The sequence below is a fragment of the Streptomyces sp. NPDC052043 genome, from assembly GCF_044548235.1.
GTDB lineage: Bacteria > Actinomycetota > Actinomycetes > Streptomycetales > Streptomycetaceae > Streptomyces.
Genome location: NZ_JBIUBT010000007.1, coordinates 385,251 through 398,690, shown reverse-complemented (window position 1 = coordinate 398,690; position 13,440 = coordinate 385,251). Strand labels below are relative to the sequence as shown.

The window sequence follows — 13,440 nt, the reverse complement described above, 5'->3', positions numbered from 1 at the left end:
GCCATGACGAAGATCGACACGAGCAGCCCCGAGAACGTGCTGCCCACTCCCTCGCACACGGTGGGCCCCTTCTACGGCTACGCGCTCCCCTTCCGCGGCGGCGAGGACATCGCGCCCCTGGGTCACCCGGACACCGTCACCGTGCACGGATACGTGTACGACGGCGAGGGGCGGCCCCTGCCGGACGCCCTGGTGGAGGTCTGGGGGCCCGACCCGGACGGCAACCTGCCGGCCGTCGACGGCTCGATGCGGCGGGACCCGGCCTCCGGCGACCACCTCGGCCGCAACGGCGTGGAGTTCACCGGCTTCGGCCGTATCCAGACCGACGTCGACGGCCACTGGTACGCGCGGACGCTGCGCCCCGGAGCACGCGGCCGGAACGCCCCCTACCTCAGCGTGTGCGTGTTCGCGCGCGGGCTGCTCGTACACCTGTTCACGCGCATCTACCTGCCCGGTGACGAGGCCGCGCTGGCCGCCGACCCACTGCTCGCCCAACTGGACGAGGAGCGGCGCGACACGCTGATCGCCGCGCGGGAGGACAGTGGGGCATACCGTTTCGACATCCGCCTTCAGGGCGAGGGCGAGACGGTCTTCCTGGAGTTCCGGTGACACCACCTGCCGCTGATCCCGCCGCTGTCGGCCTCGACGTCGGCCTGCTCGGCCCGGGGTGGGCCGGCTCCCCCGCCGCGTCCGCGACGAGCGACCTGGCCTATCTGGGGGCCCTGCTCGACGCGGAGGCGGCGCTCACCCGGGCCCAGGCCGCGCTCGGCCTGGCCCCGGCCCGTGCGGCCGAGGCGGTGACCCGGGCCGCCGATCCGGGCCGCTTCGACGTGCGCGCGCTCGCGGAGCGCGCCCGTGGGGGCGGCAACCCGGTCATTCCGCTGGTCGCCGACCTCACCCGGGCCGTGGGCGAGGAGTACGGCCGCTACGTCCACCGCGGCACGACCAGCCAGGACATCATGGACACGGCGACGATGCTGGTCGCCGTGCGCACCCTGGACCTGGTCCTGGCCGACCTGGCCCGCACCGAACAGGCGCTGGCCCGGACGGCCGCCGAACACCGGGACACGGCGATGCCGGGACGGACGCTGACCCAGCACGCCGTGCCGACGACGTTCGGCCTGAAGGCCGCCGGGTGGCGGTCGCTGGTACTGGACGCCCGCGACCGCCTGACCCGGGTGCGGGACTCCCTGCCCGTCCAACTCGGCGGCGCGGCGGGGACCTTGGCGGCCTTCTCCGCGTACGGCGCCGAGGACCCGCTGGCGCTCGTCACCGCGTACGCCCGTGAACTGGACCTGTGCGAGCCGCTGCTGCCCTGGCACACACTGCGCACCCCGGTCGCCGACCTCGCCGGATGCCTCGCCTTCACCGCCGGGGCGCTGGGCAAGATCGCCGCGGACGTGCTGGTCCTGGCGCGCACGGAGACCGCCGAACTCGCCGAGGGCAGGGGCGGCGGTTCCTCCGCCATGCCGCACAAGGCGAACCCGGTGCGGTCCACGCTGATCGCGGCCGCCGCCCGGCGCGCGCCGCAACTCGCGGCCACCCTCTACGGGTCGATGGCGGCGCAGGACGAACGGCCGCCCGGTGCCTGGCACGCCGAATGGGAGCCGCTGCGGGAGCTGCTGCGGCTCGTCGGCGGCGCGGCCCGCGATGCCGTGGAGCTGACCGAGGGGCTGCGGGTGGACGCCGACGCGATGCGCGCGCATCTCGGGCTGACCCACGGGCTGATCGTCTCCGAGCGGCTGTCGGCCGAGCTGGCCCGCCTTCTCGGCCGTGCCCGGGCGAAGGAGCTGCTCACCGAACTCGCCCGGCGCACCTACACCGAGAACCGTGGCCTCGGCGAACTCTTGGCCGAGCAGCCCGAGTTGAAGGACGTGGACCTGGGCGAGCTCACCGACCCGACCCATTACACCGGCTCCGCCGGAGCCCTCACCGACCGTTCCCTGGAGCGATGTTGACCCTGCACCACCTTCTCGAAGGACCCGCCTCCGCTCCCCCGCTGCTGCTCGGGCCGTCCCTCGGCACGTCGTACGCGCTGTGGGACAAGGTCGCCCCCGAGCTGGCGGTCTCCCACCGGGTGGTCCGCTGGGACCTGCCCGGGCACGGGGGTTCGCCGGCCGGGCTGATCGGGCCCGGCGCGACTGTCGGCGACCTCGCCGGCCTGGTGCTGGCGCTCGCCGACTCGCTCGGTGTCGAACGGTTCGCGTACGCCGGGGTGTCGCTGGGCGGTGCGGTGGGTCTGCACCTGGCCGTGCACCATCCCGAGCGCGTCGACTCGCTCGCCGTGCTCTGCTCGTCGGCCCACTTCAACGGTGCCAGGGCGTGGCAGGAGCGGGCCGAGCGGGTCCGGCGGGACGGGCTGGAGTGGCTGGCCGAGAGCGCCGGCGCCCGGTGGTTCGCCGGTGACTTCACCGTGCCGGGGCTGGTCCGGGACCACCGGGAGGCCGACCCGGAGGCGTACGCCGCCTGCTGCGACGCGCTGGCCGCCTTCGACCTGACCGACCGGCTGCCGGAGATCGGCGCGCGCACACTGCTCGTCGCGGGCCGCGAGGACCCGGCCACTCCGCCCGCGCATCTGCGGCAGATCGCCGACGCGGTGCCCGGCTCCGCGCTGGTGGAGATCCCCGGCGCCTCCCACCTGGCGCCCGCACAGTGCCCCGAGGCGGTCCTGGCGGCGCTGCGCACCCACCTCGGCGGTGCTCCCCGACGAGGCATGGAGGTGCGCCGCGAGGTGCTCGGCGACGCACACGTGGACCGGGCGCAGGCCCGGCAGACCCCGTTCACGGCCCGTTTCCAGGACTTCATCTCCCGCTACGCCTGGGGCGAGATCTGGACCGACCCGACGCTCAGCCGCCGCGAGCGCAGCATGGTCACCCTGACGGCGCTGATCGCGCACGGCCACTACGACGAGCTGGCCATGCACGTACGGGCGGCCCGCCGCAACGGGCTCACGCCGGAGGAGATCGGCGCGGTGCTCCTCCAGAGCGCCGTGTACTGCGGGGTCCCGGCAGCGAACTCGGCGTTCGCGGTGGCCCAGCGAGTCCTGGCCGAGGAGTCCGACGCCGAGGAGTCCGGCGAGGACTGACCCGGCGAGGCCGGCACCGTCGGCGGCCCGCCGGCCGCCGGCGACATACCTGACCCCGTGTCCGCGGCGTGGGCCGCCGGGTGGGTCCTACGGTGTGGACCGGGCCGGGCCGTGGTCCGATGCCAGCAGTCGTGCGGCCTGGTCCGCCAGGCCGTCCGCGCCGCATGAGCGCGCCAGGGCCAGGCCCCGGCCCAGTTCGGAGGCCGAGCCCGAGACGATGCCGAACTCGACGCGGGCGACGGCGTGTTCGTACTGGCAGGGGGAGGCCTCCAGGTAGGTGACGGCCTGGGCGGCCAGCCCGACCGCGCGCCGGCCGGTCTCCAGGGCCGCGGCGCAGCGCAGGGCCTCTCCTATGGCGGTGTCGGTGCCGAACCGCTCGGCGTGGCGGCGGAGGCCGACGACGAGCCGGCCGGCCCGCTCGGGGTGCTCGGTGACGAGCGCGCGGGCCAGGTCGGCGGCCCAGGGCACCGTCACCGGGTTCTGGTGGCCACGGGCGGCCGCCGCCTTCTCGGCCGCCTCCAGTTCCTTGATGCCGTCCTCGGTGCGGCCCAGGGCCAGCAGCAGCCGGCCGCGCACGCTGTGCGGGTCGGGCAGCACGATGGTCGACGGGTAGGGCGGGGCGAAGGCGTGCTGCTCGGCGACCTCCCAGGCCCGCTCGACATGGCCGCGGGCGAGCAGGGTGTCGACGAGGTTGCAGGTCGCCGTCCAGTAGAGGGGCAGCCCGCGGCCGACCCGCTCGGCCAGGCGCAGCGACGCGCGCAGGGACTCCTCCGCCTCCCGCAGCCGGCCGCGCCTGCGGTGCCCGAGGCCGACGTAGGCGTGGGCGAGGGCGAGGTGGCCCCCGCTCCAGCCGGCGGTCTCGTAGGCGCGCAGACCCTCGGAGTAGAGGGTCTCGGCCCGGTCGAGGCGGTCGCAGTAGGCGTAGGCGCTGGCGAGCATCAGCAGCAGTTCGATGCCCCACTCGGTGTCGGTCCAGCCGAGTCCGGGTGCGAGGCTGCCGTTGACGAGGGCCCGGTCGCACAGCTCGACGACCTCCTCGGCGCTCTCACCGCGGGTCATGGCGTCGAAGCCGCGCAGGATCAGCAGGGCACGTTCGGAGTTGTCGCGTCCGGTGCAGCCGGCGGCGAGGTGGGCGAGCCGCTCGGAGCGACGCGGGGAGCCGGTCCCGCCGGTGTTCAGGCCTTCCCACATGTACCGCACGGCCTGCAACCGCATCCGGGTGGGCCCCGCCTCGTGGCGGGCGGCCTCCGCCGCGACCGTGCGGACGGCCTCCGCCGGCTGGTCGTTGTGGAGCAGGGCCTGGGACAGCCGCCACACGGCGTCCACCCGGATGGCGCCGTCCAGACCCGGTATGGCGAGCGCCCGCTGGAGGTGCTCGATGGTGGTGGCGGGCGCGGTCAGCAGCGTGGCGCAGCCCAGTTCGTAGAGCACGCGCGCGTGCGTCCTGGGTGTCGGCGGCTCCAGCAGGGCCCGCTCCAGGCAGCGGCGGGCCGCGTCGGACGCGCCGACGGCGAGGTGTTCGCGGGCCGCCTGACGCAGCTGCTCGACGAGTTCCTCGTCGTCGTCCGGGTGGACCTGGAGCAGGTGCCGGGAGGCCGCGGCGGCGCCGAACCCGGAGTCGGCGACGACCCGGGCGGCGATGCCGTGCAGGGCGGTGCGCAGGGCGTCCGGGATGGAGTTGTAGACGTCGGTGGCTATCAGCGGGTGCACGAACTCCAGCTCCCCGCCGCCGCCCCGGGTCGCCGGGTCCGGCTCGGTGAGGATGCGGGCGCGGCACAGCAGTGCAGCGCAGCGCGCGGCGTCGTCCCGGTTCATGGTGGCCAGCCGGGTGACCAGGTCCACGGTGATGCCGGCGCCCAGGACGGCGGCGGCCCAGGCGAACCGGGTGGCGTCGATGCCGAGTTCCTCCAGGCGGGTGATGAGGCCGCCGCCGCGGGCCGAGCGGTTGAGGGCGCGCAGCTCGGCGGCCCGGGCCTCGACCGGTTCCAGCTCGCTGTCGCGCACCTTGGCGAGCAGTTCGACGGTCTCGTAGGGGTTGCCGCCGGTGACCGCCCACACCTCGCGGCAGAACGGGGCGTCGGCGTGCGGGCCGAGGGCGGTGCGGGTGAGTCCGGCGGTCGCCTCGGGGGTCAGGGCGCTCAGGGTGTGCACGCCCGCCGCGGCGACGGCGGCGTCCAGGCACCGGGCGCCCTCGCCGCCGGTCCCGCCGGGCCGGCGGGCCACCACGAGCAGCACGGGCAGGTCGTCGAGGCGCTCGGCGAACGCGGCGAGCCAGCGCAGGGTCTCCACGTCGGCCCAGTGGGCGTCGTCGATCAGCAGCACCAGCGGCCACTCGCGTTCGGCCAGCCGGCGCACGGCGGCGACCAGTCCGTCGCACACGCCCTGCGGGTCGGCCTGCCCGTCCCGGGGTTCCGCGATGCCGAGGGCGGGGCCGGCGATGTGGTACCAGTCGCCGAGGTACTCGCGGGCCTCCTCGGGCATCAGCGACAACAGCACGGGCTGGAGCAACTGCCGCACCACGTTGAAGGGGACGGAGCGCAGGGTCTCGCCGCCGCGCGCCGACCACACCGCGCAGCCGCGTGCCCGGGCGATGCGGTAACTCTCGGTCAGCAGGGCGGTCTTCCCCAGACCGGCCTCGCCCTCCAGGACCAGCAGTCCTCCCGAGGACGCGCGGTCGGCGCACAGGACGTCGAGCGCGCGTACGACGGCGGTGAGTTCCTCGTCACGCTCCCACAGCGAGGCCGAGGCGGCCGTACCCGGCCGTCCCTCCGTCATCCCGCTACCTCCCCAAGTCACCCGGCAGCCTGCAGACTTCGAGCGTAGTACCCGAGCGGCCGGCGCGGCGGCCCGTCCCGCTCCTGTTGCCTTGACGGGTGACCTGCGGTAAAGGGGGCGCGGGGAGCGTGACCGGGGTCCTCTCATCGGGCTTTCACCGACGCCTCATACGGTAGGGACATGACGCAGGTGACTCCTCCCGGGTGGTACCCCGACCCCGGGCAGACAAGTGACGGCCCCGCCACCGAGCGCTGGTGGGACGGTAGGGCATGGACGGACCAGACCCGTCCCGTCGGGTCGGCCGCCGCGTGGGGTCCCCCGGCACAGCAGGCGACCCCCGGGCCGTACCAGGACCACCCGGGACATCCGGGGTATCCCAGGTATCCGGGCTATCCGGCGCACCCCGGATATCCGGGCCGGCCGCCCGGCACCGCGCGCCGCGGCCTGCGCACCGGCATCGCCGTCGCGGTGGCGGCCGCGGTGCTGGCGAGCATCGGCGTCGGCGTGTACGCGCTGGCCCACGACACCGGCGGCAAGGACGGCCGTGCCGGATCCCGGCAGGGGCCGGACGGCCGGGGCGGCAGCGGCGAGGACGGCGGCCCCTTCGGCGGCCCGGGCGGCTCCGGCGGGTCGGGGGACTCCGGCGGGTCGGGGGACTCCGGCGGCTCGGGCGACTCCGGCGGGTCGGGCGGCGGGCCGTCCGAGGCACCGAAGATCAAGAGCGGCTCGGTGACCGACGCGGTCAGCGGCATCAGCCTGCCCATACCCGACGGCTGGTACGGCCAGGAACTGGGGGTGGGCGCCCAGGTCACGTCGAACGACGCCTACAAGTGCCCCGGCGACACCTCCAAGAGCTGTACCAAGGGCGGTGCCTTCTCGGCGCCCGCGCTCGCGCTGGGCACCCGCGGGAGCACGCCCGAGGAGGTCGCCAAGGCCGACATAGCGGCGAACGCCGAGGACTCCTACGGGGGCGGGGCCTACGGCGGGATCACCTCCCACCAGGTGCTGGCCTCCAAGGCGGTGACGGTGGCCGGGCAGAAGGGCTACCTGGTCCGCTGGAAGGCCGTCACCAGCAAGGGCGCCGACGGGTACGTGGAGTCGCTGGCCTTCCCCTCGCCCGCCGACTCCCGGCAGTTGGTCGTCGTCCGCTTCGGCCTCGACGTCGGGGAGCCGCAGTCCGTGATCGACGACATCACCCGGGGCATCGAGGTGTCCTCGGGCGGCGGCAGCGGCCAGAACGTCTGAGCCGGCGTCCGCACCGCGCCCCGACGTACGGCGGCCGGGCGGGGCACCTCTCCGCTCCAGAGGTACCCCGCCCGGCCGGGGGTGCGCGCCGCCCCCGTCCCCACGGTGCGGCGCGAGCAGGTCACCGCCCGGTCATCCCGGGGACGGCGGCCTGGGTCGTGAACCGAGGCCCAGTGCCGGCAGCACCGCGGCCTCCAGGAACCGGACCAGGTAGTCCGGGTCGGCGTACGCCCCCTCCAGCACGGGCCGGATCCGCAGGACGCCGAACAGCTGCGCCGGCACGAACTCCAGCGCGGGGTGGTCCGCGCGGACCTCGCCCCGCTCCACCCCGCGCCGCAGGATCTCCCGCAGCGCGGCGATCTCCGGCTCGACCAGCGTCTCGCGCAGCGCCCGCTTCAGCTCGGGGTCCAGCATGATCGCGTGCCCGAGCGCCTGGAGGAGGCGGGTGTCCCGGCCCGACCACTCGCCCGCGACCCGTACGACCTCCCGCAGGTCCTGGGTGAGCGAGCCGGTGTCGATGCCGGCGAAGCGGCAGCGGCCACTGGAGCGCAGGGCCGCCGCCACGAACTGCGGCTTGGTCCGCCACTGCCGGTAGAGCGTCGACTTGCTGCACCGGGTGCTGGCGGCGACGCCCTCCATGGTGACGGCGTCGTAGCCGTGCTCGCGGATCTGCTCGAGCACGGCGTCGAAGAACTCCTGCTCACGCTCCGGCGTGAGCTTGGAGCGGCGCGGGGCGACAACCGTCTCCGGCTCGTCCGCGGCCTGCGATGCCATCGCTGCGCTCCTCACTCGTGTCCCGGGAGCTCGAGCCCGGGATCAGGACCCGCTCTCCCGTGTCGGCGAACGTCCATCGATACGTCAGTGTACCGGTACGCCCGCGTATCGGTACACTGACGTATCGGTACGCTTGCGTATCGATGTACCATACAACGACACGGGGCGGACAGCACCACCCACGCACGACCGTCACGAGAGGGCCTGGCATGACAACCCGAAGCGAGGCCGCCGAAGCGGAGCACGGCGGACCGGCGCGGCGCCCGCTCGTCCGTGCGTCCCGGCCGGCCGGGGGGAACACCCCGGCGGGAGCGGGCCGGTGAGCGCCGCCCTGACGGCCGTGGTCCTGTCGCTGTTCTCGGCCGTCGCCTACGCGACGGCCGCGGTCGCCCAGGAGCGGCTCGCCGCGCGCACCCCTGGCACGGGCGTGCGCGGACTGTTTCGCGCGGGCGCCTGGTGGTGGGCCGTCGCACTGAACGGATCGGCGGCCCTGCTGCACGTGGCGGCCCTGAAGTACGGCCCGCTCACCGTGGTCCAGCCGCTCGGCGCGCTGACACTCGTGGCCGCCGTGCCGCTGGGGGCGCGGATGGCCGGGCGACGGGTCGCGCCGGCCGAGTGGCGGGGCACCGCGTGCACACTGCTCGGCCTCGCCGCCCTGCTCCTCGCGGCCTCCGGGCCTGCCCCACAACGCGTACTGAGCCCCGTCGAAGCACTGTCGGTCGCGGGCGCCACGGCCGTCCTGATCGGCACACTGTCACGGCCCGGAGCGCGGCCGGGCCTGCGGCACGCGACCGCGTCGGGGGTCGCCTCGGGCGTGGCCTCCGCGCTCACCCAGACGGTGACGGTGGCCGCCACGGACCACTCCGGCCCGCTGCTGAGCGCCCGCGTGATCATGGTGGCGCTGCTCGTCGCGGCCTTCGCGACCGGTGGCCTGCTGCTGTCGCAGACCGCCTACCGGGAGGGGCTGGGCGCCCCGCTCGCGGTGCTGACGCTGACCAACCCGGCGGCGGCCGCGCTGATCGGGCTCACCCTGCTCGGCCAGGGACTGCGGGGTGGCGCGACGGGCGTGCTGCTGGCGTCGGCGGGCGCGGCCCTCGCCTCCTGGGGGGTTGTGGTGCTCGCGCGGGCAACCCCCCAGGAGGCGGGGCCCGCGGACGCGCACCCCGGACAGGGCCCGGAGCACTCCGGACAGGGCGGCGGCCCGGCGCATCCCGTGGCCGCCCTGCTCGCCCTGGAGCCGGAACCGCCCTCCCGGGAACCGGCGCCGCCGTCCCGGCCGCTGGGGCCGGGACACCTCACCCCGCTGTGACCGCCGGTCAGTTCCAGCCGCGCGAGTCCTGCTTGAGCGCCGTGTCGACGGTCAGCGCGGTGGCGACCACCAGGCTCAGCAGCGGCTCGGGCAGCTGGTAGTGGATCTGGAGGACGTAGTTGTCGGCGGTCGTGAACATCGTCTTGGCCAGACCCTCCCAGGTCTTGGTGATCCGGGCGACCTCGTTGTCGGCGTGGTCGACGATGGCGAAGTTCCAGGCGCGCCAGTTCTCCGCCTTGATCGCGCCGACCTGCTGACCGTTCGCGTTCATCGCGAAGTTGATCTTGCCGAAGACGTTCTGCTGGACGATCTCGCCGACCTCGGAGCCGTCCGGACGGGACACCACCACCCGCGACTTGAGGACCTTCGCCGGCCGGGTGAGCACCAACTGGGGTGTGCCGTAGGCGTCGCGGATCTCCAGCCTGTGCGTCATGAACTGGTCGAGGCTGGAGACGAACCGCACCGCCTTCTTCAGCGCGCTCTGCCCGACCTCGGTGACCGCGCCGATCCGGTTGCCGTGCTGGTCGAAGACCTCGTACTCGTTGGTCAGCTCGATCAGTTTGGCCTTCTGGTTCACCACGAGCACCGGCTCACTGAACAGCGAACCGCCGCCCTGCACCCCCGGAGCGACGCCGGCCTGGTGCTGGACCTGGCGCTGCACGCGCGGGTCGGGGGCGGCCGGCTGCGGCGGCACCTGCTGCGCGACGTGGGCCTGCGGGTCGGCGTGGGTGTGCTCCGTCCACTGGGAACCGTCCCAGTAACGCAGCGTCTGGGCCGCTCCGTGCGGATCCGGGTACCAACCTGCCGGTGTGTTCGAGTACGTACTCACCGGCGCACACTACCGCCGGGCGGGCGGGACCCGTCCTCGTGAGTGACGTACGTCACACATGAGACCTCGGTTCTCCGGGCAACCCTTCACAGCTTTCGGCGATCTCCTTTGCGCATACATTGGCCACTCCTTTCGAGGTTCGCATGAAGATTCGCCGTTCCCTGGCTCTCGCAGCAGCCACGGCAGCCATCACACCCGCTGTGCTTCTTGCGGCCCCCGCCGCCTTCGCCACGGAGTCTCCGGCCACGACGGCTGCCGAGGCGGCCGACACCGAGGCCCCCTCGAACACCGAGGACCAGCCGAACGCTGACGACCAGCCGAACGCTGACGCCCCGTCGAACGGCGACGACCAGACCGAGGAGAAGGGGAACCCTTCGAAGGACGCCGACGACACCACCACCCCCGCCACCGACGAGCAGTCGGACGACACCGGCGAGAAGTCCGACAACCCCGAGAACGGGTCCGGCTCGAAGGACGACGAGGGCACCACGCCCACCGACGACGAGTCGGCCACCCCCACCCCCACCCCCACCCCCAGCGCCTCGCCCTCCGAGACGCCGGGCCCGCAGGTGTGCAACGACACCGACGACTACAAGCAGGACAAGAACCTGCACACCAGCCTGTCCGGCCTGCCCTCGAAGATCGTCGCGGGCAGCGGCTTCCACAACTTCAAGCTGAACGTCAACAACTCCGGCGACAACGCCTACCAGCGTGTCGACCTCGGGGTGTTCGCCGCTCAGGTCGACGAGAAGACGTACGAAGTCACCTCGGGCTACCTCACGCTCCAGTTCAAGGACCCGGCCACCGGCACGTGGCAGAACATCTCCCTGGACGAGAACGACGAGGGCGCCGGCTACCTCGGCTACACGGACGTGCGGGCCAAGGAGTCCTTCTCCATCGACCTGCGGCTGAGCATCGACAGCAAGGCCCCGGCCGGCCTGGGCTTCGCCATCTCCATCGGCATGTACGCCGACGACAAGGGCAACTGCGTCTACTCCAGCGACGACGACTTCTACCAGTTCGACGTCCTCGCCGCCGGCTCCAAGCAGGCCAACCCGGGCGACGCCAAGCCGCAGGGCGGCAGGAAGTCGCTGCCGGTCAAGCCGGCCGGCGACAACGAGATCGTCCCGCAGGGCCACCTCGCCGAGACCGGCTCCAGCTCGGCGCTGCCGGCGATCGCCCTGGCGGGCGGCGCCGCGGTCGCCGTCGGCGCGGGCGCCGTGTTCGTGGTGCGCCGTCGCAAGGCCGGCAGCGGCGTCGCCTCTGCCTGATGTGCGCCCCTGACGCACTGAAGCACGAGGGCCGCACCCGCAGAAGCGGGTGCGGCCCTTCGCCGTCGGCGGCCGGGCGGGCAGGGCTCCGCACCGGCGCGCCCGGCCTATCCGTAGGACAGGTTGGAGCACAGGTCGTCGTCGGCCGAGCGGGCTTCCGCCGCCACCGACGTGGGCATGGAGGTCGGCTCGGCCGAGGCCCCGTCCGCGGTGGCCGTGAAGTCCTCGCCCAGGACCACGTTGATGCCCGGTCCGGTCAGGGCCTGGAGCTCGGCACCGGGGAAGAGCTTGGCGACCGTCTCGGCCTCGGCCTGCTGGCCGGGTCCGTACTGGATCAGGGTGGCGGCGTGGTTCTGGCTGCCCGCGTTCCCGGTGTCGGTGACGGTGAAGCCGCTGCCGGTGAGCACCGAGGCGCCGCGGGTGGCGAGGCCGGGGGTGGTGGTGCCGTTGTAGACACTCACGTCGATGCCCTTGCCCAGGTCGCTGCGGCCGGTGTCCGGGGACGCGGAGGCACCCGCCTTGCCCTTGTCGCCGCCGGCGTCCTTGCCGTCGATGGTGCGGTCGGCCCTGAGCGCGGCCCACAGCTCCGAGGCGTCCGGCTCCACGACGGCGACCCGCGCTCCCTGGTAGCGCCACGGGACCGTGACGAACTTGGTGTTGTGCAGGTCTATGTTCTTCAGCGACATCGCGAACGACAGCAGTTTGTCGGCCGAGCCCAGACCGGGGTCCACGGTGAGCGACTTGGTCGCGGCGTCGGCGAGGGGAAGCAGCTTGGTCGGGGTGAACCCGTCGGCCTTGACCTTCTTGATGAGGCTGGCGACGAACGCCTGCTGGCGCTTGATCCGCCCTATGTCGGAGCCGTCGCCGATGCCGTGCCGGATGCGGACCCAGTCCAGCGCCTGCTGTCCGGCGACGCTCCGCTCGCCCTTGGTGAACAGCAGTGAACCGCGGGTCGCCCGGTTGGGGTTGAGGTCCTTCTGGTAGATGTCCTGCGGCACGCACACCGGCACCCCGCCCACCACGTCGGTGAGCGCGGCGAATCCCTTGAAGTCGACGACGACGGTGTGGTCCACGCGCAGCCCGGTGAGGTGCTCGACGGTGTTCTGGCTACAGGCCGGGTTGCCCGCGGCGGTGCTGCCGACCGAGTACGCGGCGTTGAACATCGTGTTCGGCTGCTCCTCGGTCCAGCTGCCGTTGGGAAGCTTGCAGGGCGGGATGGTGACCAGGGTGTCCCGGGGGATGGACACCGCGAGGGCGTGCCGGTGGTCGGCGTAGACGTGCAGCAGGAACGCGGTGTCGGAGCGGCCTATGTCGTCCTTGCTGCCGCCGCCGAGGGCGTCGTTGCCGCCGACGCGCGCGTCGGAGCCGATGACCAGGACGTTCTCCCCCTTGGACGAGCCCGCCTCGGGCCGGTCGCCGGACAGGCCGTCGGCGGCGAAGGTGTTGATGTTGCCGTTGAGCCGCAGATAGAGCCAGCCCAGACCGGCGGTGCCGAGCACCAGCAGGGACAGCGCCACCACCAGGACCGTCCGCCCGCGGGTGCGTTTGCCGCGGCCGCCGGAGGCGCGGCGGCGGGAACCGCCCCGGCGCTGGGGCGGGACACCCCTGCTCCGGCGGCGTGGCGGAGCCGTCTTGTCGCTGGTCGTCATGCGCGCACCCTCATCCGTCGTACTCATACGGAGGGGACGACTCTCCCCACCCAATGGTTGTACAGTTGCGCAATGTAGCAACAGTTGATGAGAGCGCTCCGCGACGGGGTGCACGACCGACCGCACCCCGAACCGTCGCGACGGGTCAGGGACTGGCCACGTCGAAGCCGTAGCGCAGCGGCTCGCCCTTCACGCGCGCGTCACGACGGTAGACGTACACCGCATCCACACGCACGCCGTCCCGCGGCGCCTCCACCCCGCAGGGGAACGACACCTGAAGCACCCACGGCCGCCCGGCGACCTCGACCCGCATCCCGTCCGCCGGCCCACCCTCGAGGACCGCGGCCTCCTGCCCCACCACACCACCGGATTCCATGGAGACAGTTTACGGGTTGCGCAATTGTTGACCCGAGGCGATCTCCCGCCCGTCGGACTCGAGGTCCGGGAAGCCTCCGGACGCGCACCCTCACCGTCACCGAGCTTGCCCGGCTGGCGAATTGGGG

11 protein-coding genes are annotated in these 13,440 nt (G+C 73.6%); 6 read left to right on the top strand and 5 right to left on the bottom strand.

Features of this window, described 5'->3' with window-relative positions:
* Positions 1-3: 3 nt before the first annotated feature.
* The 3 genes from pcaG to pcaD are packed head-to-tail and all read left to right on the top strand — an operon-like array spanning position 4 to position 3,085.
* Positions 4-609, top strand: a complete 606-nt coding sequence (pcaG, locus tag ACIHCX_RS20375) for a protocatechuate 3,4-dioxygenase subunit alpha (RefSeq protein ID WP_400031296.1) — start codon at positions 4-6, stop codon at positions 607-609.
* Entirely contained in the window at positions 606-1,958 is a 1,353-nt protein-coding gene (gene pcaB, locus ACIHCX_RS20370) for a 3-carboxy-cis,cis-muconate cycloisomerase (RefSeq protein WP_400031294.1), read from the top strand. The genes pcaG and pcaB overlap by 4 nt, the downstream gene beginning before the upstream one ends.
* Entirely contained in the window at positions 1,952-3,085 is a 1,134-nt protein-coding gene (gene pcaD, locus ACIHCX_RS20365; RefSeq protein WP_400031292.1) for a 3-oxoadipate enol-lactonase, read from the top strand. Before pcaB ends, pcaD begins: the two co-directional genes overlap by 7 nt.
* An 87-nt stretch (positions 3,086-3,172) precedes the next feature.
* On the opposite strand, the gene ACIHCX_RS20360 is transcribed toward pcaD, so the two are convergent.
* Positions 3,173-5,860, bottom strand: a complete 2,688-nt coding sequence (locus ACIHCX_RS20360) for an ATP-binding protein (RefSeq protein WP_400031290.1) — start codon at positions 5,858-5,860, stop codon at positions 3,173-3,175.
* A 180-nt stretch (positions 5,861-6,040) separates the two neighbouring features.
* Here ACIHCX_RS20360 and ACIHCX_RS20355 point away from each other — a divergent pair, with 180 nt between their 5' ends.
* A complete protein-coding gene (locus tag ACIHCX_RS20355) occupies positions 6,041-7,105 on the top strand; it encodes a DUF2510 domain-containing protein (protein ID WP_400031288.1) in 1,065 nt (354 codons plus the stop codon).
* Positions 7,106-7,237: 132 nt separating this feature from the next.
* On the opposite strand, the gene ACIHCX_RS20350 is transcribed toward ACIHCX_RS20355, so the two are convergent.
* On the bottom strand, positions 7,238-7,879 hold the full coding sequence (locus ACIHCX_RS20350) for a TetR/AcrR family transcriptional regulator (RefSeq protein WP_400031286.1): 642 nt from the start codon (positions 7,877-7,879) through the stop codon (positions 7,238-7,240).
* A gap of 319 nt (positions 7,880-8,198) precedes the next feature.
* On the opposite strand from ACIHCX_RS20350, the gene ACIHCX_RS20345 reads away from it, so the two are divergent.
* On the top strand, positions 8,199-9,188 hold the full coding sequence (locus ACIHCX_RS20345) for a hypothetical protein (RefSeq protein ID WP_400031284.1): 990 nt from the start codon (positions 8,199-8,201) through the stop codon (positions 9,186-9,188).
* Between the two features lie 7 nt (positions 9,189-9,195).
* Here ACIHCX_RS20345 and ACIHCX_RS20340 read toward each other — a convergent pair whose 3' ends face one another.
* Positions 9,196-10,017 carry a phospholipid scramblase-related protein gene (locus ACIHCX_RS20340; protein WP_400031282.1) on the bottom strand — a complete coding sequence of 274 codons (822 nt, stop codon included), beginning with the start codon at positions 10,015-10,017 and terminating at the stop codon, positions 9,196-9,198.
* Positions 10,018-10,160: 143 nt separating this feature from the next.
* Here ACIHCX_RS20340 and ACIHCX_RS20335 point away from each other — a divergent pair, with 143 nt between their 5' ends.
* Positions 10,161-11,288, top strand: coding sequence for an LAETG motif-containing sortase-dependent surface protein (locus tag ACIHCX_RS20335; protein ID WP_400031280.1), 1,128 nt, complete (start codon positions 10,161-10,163; stop codon positions 11,286-11,288).
* A gap of 107 nt (positions 11,289-11,395) precedes the next feature.
* Here the strand turns inward: ACIHCX_RS20335 and ACIHCX_RS20330 are convergent, their stop codons facing one another.
* Together ACIHCX_RS20330 and ACIHCX_RS20325 are read right to left on the bottom strand one after the other, a co-directional pair.
* Positions 11,396-12,937 (bottom strand): LCP family protein, encoded by a 1,542-nt coding sequence (locus tag ACIHCX_RS20330; protein WP_400031278.1) that lies wholly within the window; start codon positions 12,935-12,937, stop codon positions 11,396-11,398.
* Between the two features lie 145 nt (positions 12,938-13,082).
* Entirely contained in the window at positions 13,083-13,313 is a 231-nt protein-coding gene (locus ACIHCX_RS20325; protein ID WP_400031276.1) for a hypothetical protein, read from the bottom strand.
* Between the last annotated feature and the right edge of the window lie 127 nt (positions 13,314-13,440).